The sequence below is a fragment of the Acidilobus sp. genome, from assembly GCF_049973875.1.
Classification (GTDB): domain Archaea; phylum Thermoproteota; class Thermoprotei_A; order Sulfolobales; family Acidilobaceae; genus Acidilobus.
In genome coordinates this window covers 1-3,729 of sequence record NZ_JBMFJI010000053.1, presented here as the reverse complement: position 1 = coordinate 3,729, position 3,729 = coordinate 1, and the positions used below count along the sequence as shown (strand labels likewise).

Here is a 3,729-nt window from a genome sequence, read left to right as displayed (position 1 = left end):
CTGGGGCGAGGGCATGTACCTTGCCATGTACGGTCACCTGACTGTTTACCCCACCTTCATGTGGTTCAACAGGGCCTTCTGGTTCACCTTCGCTGAGTCTGTGCTTGCCCTCTGGGGCCACCCGGGGTACTTCATGGCCCCTCCCGCGACCTTCACGCCAAAGTGGTTCCCGGCCATTATGGCGTTGGCTATAGCGCCCTCCTCCTGGCTACCCTGGAGTACAGCTCGTAGGCCCTGGCCTGCTGCCCTTTTCCAGGCGCTGAGAGGTCGCTGTCGTCAACCAGGGTTATTATCAAGTTTTAGCCCTATGCTGACAATGCATCGTCACAAGAATATAGCTTATGTTCTTATAGGCCCTTTATATGCAGGAGCCCTTTTGAGCAAGCCTGCAGTGTGATGGAGAAACCAAGGTCGATAGAGATTTACTCTTTAGCATGGTATGTTTCACTGAATCGCGCTAAAATTTCCGTTTCATTTCATATCATATATACAGCTATGCGGCTATGCAACATAAATTGGCCTTATCCAAATAGGGCTGTAGAACATGATAGGATAAGAGGTCTGACCCCATAAACCGTTTTTAGCGTACCTAAAAAGAGTAAAGTGAGGCCTTGACAGTGATCAGGCAGGGCCGCGCATTATCAATTACGCTTGCAGTGGCCATTATTCTTACTCTCATTATATACGTCGTCATTTTCGAGCAAGCGGGTAATAGAGTATTTGGGGTCAGCGACATCTATGGGCCCCTTTCTTACGCGCCTGCCTTAGGCATTATCGGAACGATTATAATGCTTCTGTCGCTGATGGCGACGTTCTACGCGGTCCTTAGCGAGAACTTCAGTAATAGGTGGACGGCCTTCATTATAGTAACATCAACCCTAGCTATCATTAGCGTCAGGTTCCTGGTCCCTGACCTTGCGGATAGGTATTACATAACTGACTTCGAGGACTCCTTTAGTCACATGTTCCGTGCCATGTATATAGCGGAGTACGGCCACTTAACTCCATGGCCTGACTTCATGTGGTTCAACAGGTCCCTCTGGTTCACGCTGGCTGAGGCGATACTTGTCCTCTGGGGCCACCCCGCCTGGTTTAAGGACCCGCCGTTCTACTTCGTGATTAAGTGGATCCCAGAGCTTATGTCCCTTCTCATGGCCCCCGCGACCTACCTGCTGGCGAGGTCTCTGGGCCTCAGCAGGAAAGCCGCGGCGACGGCGATACCCCTTTCCATAATTCTGTGGTCCGACATCCCAGAGTCCGTGTCTGATCACTATGGAACGGTGACCTTCACCATAGCGGCGGCCGCCTTTGTGCTGGCCTTAAGGGAGAGGGACAGGAGGTCCCTGGCTATGCTCCTCGTGGCGACGCTCGCGGCGGTTTACACTCACGAGCTCATAGCGGCCCTGGCGGGGGTGGCCTTTTTCGGGGGCGGGCTCCTCTACTTAATGTTCCCCGGCAAGTCGAACTCAAGGACGTTTACTGCTAAGGCGCTGCTGACCGTAACGGCTGCCTACCTAATAATGGGCGTCTACGACTCCTACGGCTTTGTTCAGCAGGGAATCCACTACTACTGGAGCTTAACCATAAGCACGCTGAGGAGGCTTACCTACCATGCCCCTCAGCTAATATACCAGGCCACCGTGAGGGCGATGCCTTCATATCACGCCGCCGTTGAAGTTAAGGCGGCGGCCCTCATCGCTGAGCTACTCATACCTTTTGCAATAGCAGCGGCGCTGAGCCTGAGGAGGCCAGAGCACAGGGCCCTCACGGGGGCTCTAGGCCTTTCAGGGCTCGTCGGGGCAGCCTTGACGTTAGGCCTCGGCGCTGTCGGCTGGGCCGACAGGGTGCCGCTGATGTTCATAGGTGTCCTTGCAGTAATACTTGCGTCCCTAGTTGAAGTCAAGTCACACAGGAAGGCCGCCGTCGCAGCGGCCCTGGCCTCAGTCATAGTATTAACGCCTTTATGTCTTTACGCTTCCTTCGTTGGGTACCCTGCTGTTGCATTCCCCGAGGTCGGGTGGGACCTGGGGATTTGGTGGATAGTCACAAGTAACGGGAGACCGGCGTTGACCTCTAACTTCACTGCAGCGGTGCCTGGCGAGCTGGCGCCTGATGCAGTAGTAGCCTACCCGCTGCCACCTCTACCAGCAGGGGAGTGGTGCAACGAAACCCTCAGCGAGGGCTGGTTCAAGCCTGGCTACATGGGGTTCTACTATCAGCCTTACTCTGTTTACTCCGCATACTCCTCCTGCAGCGATTACCCGATGCTATACTCAAACGTCCTTCTGGCAAAATACAATAACAGCGTCGTGGTGAACGCCCCAGTGGGGTTCCTAGCCCTGATGAGGTAAACTTATTTTCTTACACTACGTCCAAAGGGCAGGGCCAGGAACCTGTGAGGATAGTGATTGCCAGGAGGGACTCTCTGACTCACATGGATGGCGTCACAAGGTTCGCAGCGACCCTAGCTAAGGGCCTGGCCATCCTCGGCCACAGGGTAGCGCTGATGAGCTGGGGCCTGCTGGACGCGCCGAAGGGCTACAGAGACTTTAACGACTACCTTAAGAGAGTGTATGGTATAGATTCTATCGAAGTTTTAACCATACGAGGCCGCGTAAGCTCTCACCCAGAGCCGCGGGTATCCATCGACTGGCTCCTCAGGGGGAGCAGGGTTCTCAGGGAGTGGGATGCCGACGCCATTATAATTAGCGGCGTTGTCCCCTTAACCTTTAGGCCAAGGGTAGCTGTGCTTCATAGCGTGACGAGGCTTCAATCCAGTGTCATGAGATGGCTTTATAGGCAGCTTTACAAATCTTACGACGTTGTAGTGTGCGTCTCCAAAAAGCTCAGCTCAGAGGCGTTATCAGTTGGCATTAGGTGTGACAGGGTGATCTACAACCCCGTTGACCTGAAGCCCTTTAGGCCAAGGGATGAGAGGGAGCCGCTGGTCGTCCATATAGGGACCAGGAGTGAGAAGAACGTCAACATAAGTCTTCGTGCAGTTAAAATTCTGAGGGACAGGGGCTATAACTTAAGGTTGGCAATAATAAGTCCTGATGCCTCAAACACTGTAAAGAGCCTCCTGGGCGAAGTGCCCGAGTGGGTACTGCCTCTTGACAATGGCAGTGATGAGGAAGTAAAGGCCGACGTGCTTTCGAGGTCAAGGGCCCTGTTGCTGCCGTCAAGCTATGAGACCTTCTCTTATGTCGCCGTTGAGGCCATGGCGAGCGGAACGCCTCCCGTGGTCTCCGAGGCTGTTCCTGAAGAAGTAGTTATAGATGGCGTCAACGGGCTAAGGATCCCAGAGCTGAGGCCTGAGGCCTTCGCGGAGGCCCTGGCGAGGCTCGTTAATGACGAGGACCTCTGGAAGAGGCTTAGCGAGGCAGGGCCTAGGTGGGCCAAGCGGTACGATTACATAGCTGTGGCTAAGGAGTACGAGGCCCTACTCCACGAACTTATTAATAAAGACTAACTTAGTCGCCACCGCGTAAGGCGACTAAACCTTGCCGGCAGCATATAGCGACAGCAGCTTATCGATGACCTGGTTCCACGTGTACACCCCGTCCCTTCCTTTAAGGCCCAGCTTATAAGCTAAGCCGCTGTCACTATATATTGCGACTATAGCTTCAGATCTGGCACTTTTATGTTGTCTGTCTGGTAACGCCTTCCGACATACTCTCGAAAGTTATTTCCTTAAGCCGGGCCTACTATGTGACAACAAATTAATCG

Annotated in this window: 2 protein-coding genes; both read left to right on the top strand. The window is 53.8% G+C overall.

Translation table 11 applies throughout. The annotated features are described in order from the left end of the window. Window positions 1–788: 788 nt before the first annotated feature. Window positions 789–2,351, top strand: a complete 1,563-nt coding sequence (locus tag ACP5H1_RS08125; RefSeq protein WP_427973938.1) for a hypothetical protein — start codon at window positions 789–791, stop codon at window positions 2,349–2,351. 44 nt (window positions 2,352–2,395) lie between these two features. Beyond that, window positions 2,396–3,472: a glycosyltransferase family 4 protein gene (locus tag ACP5H1_RS08120; protein WP_427973935.1), complete on the top strand. Its 1,077-nt coding sequence runs from the start codon at window positions 2,396–2,398 to the stop codon at window positions 3,470–3,472. Window positions 3,473–3,729 lie beyond the last annotated feature (257 nt).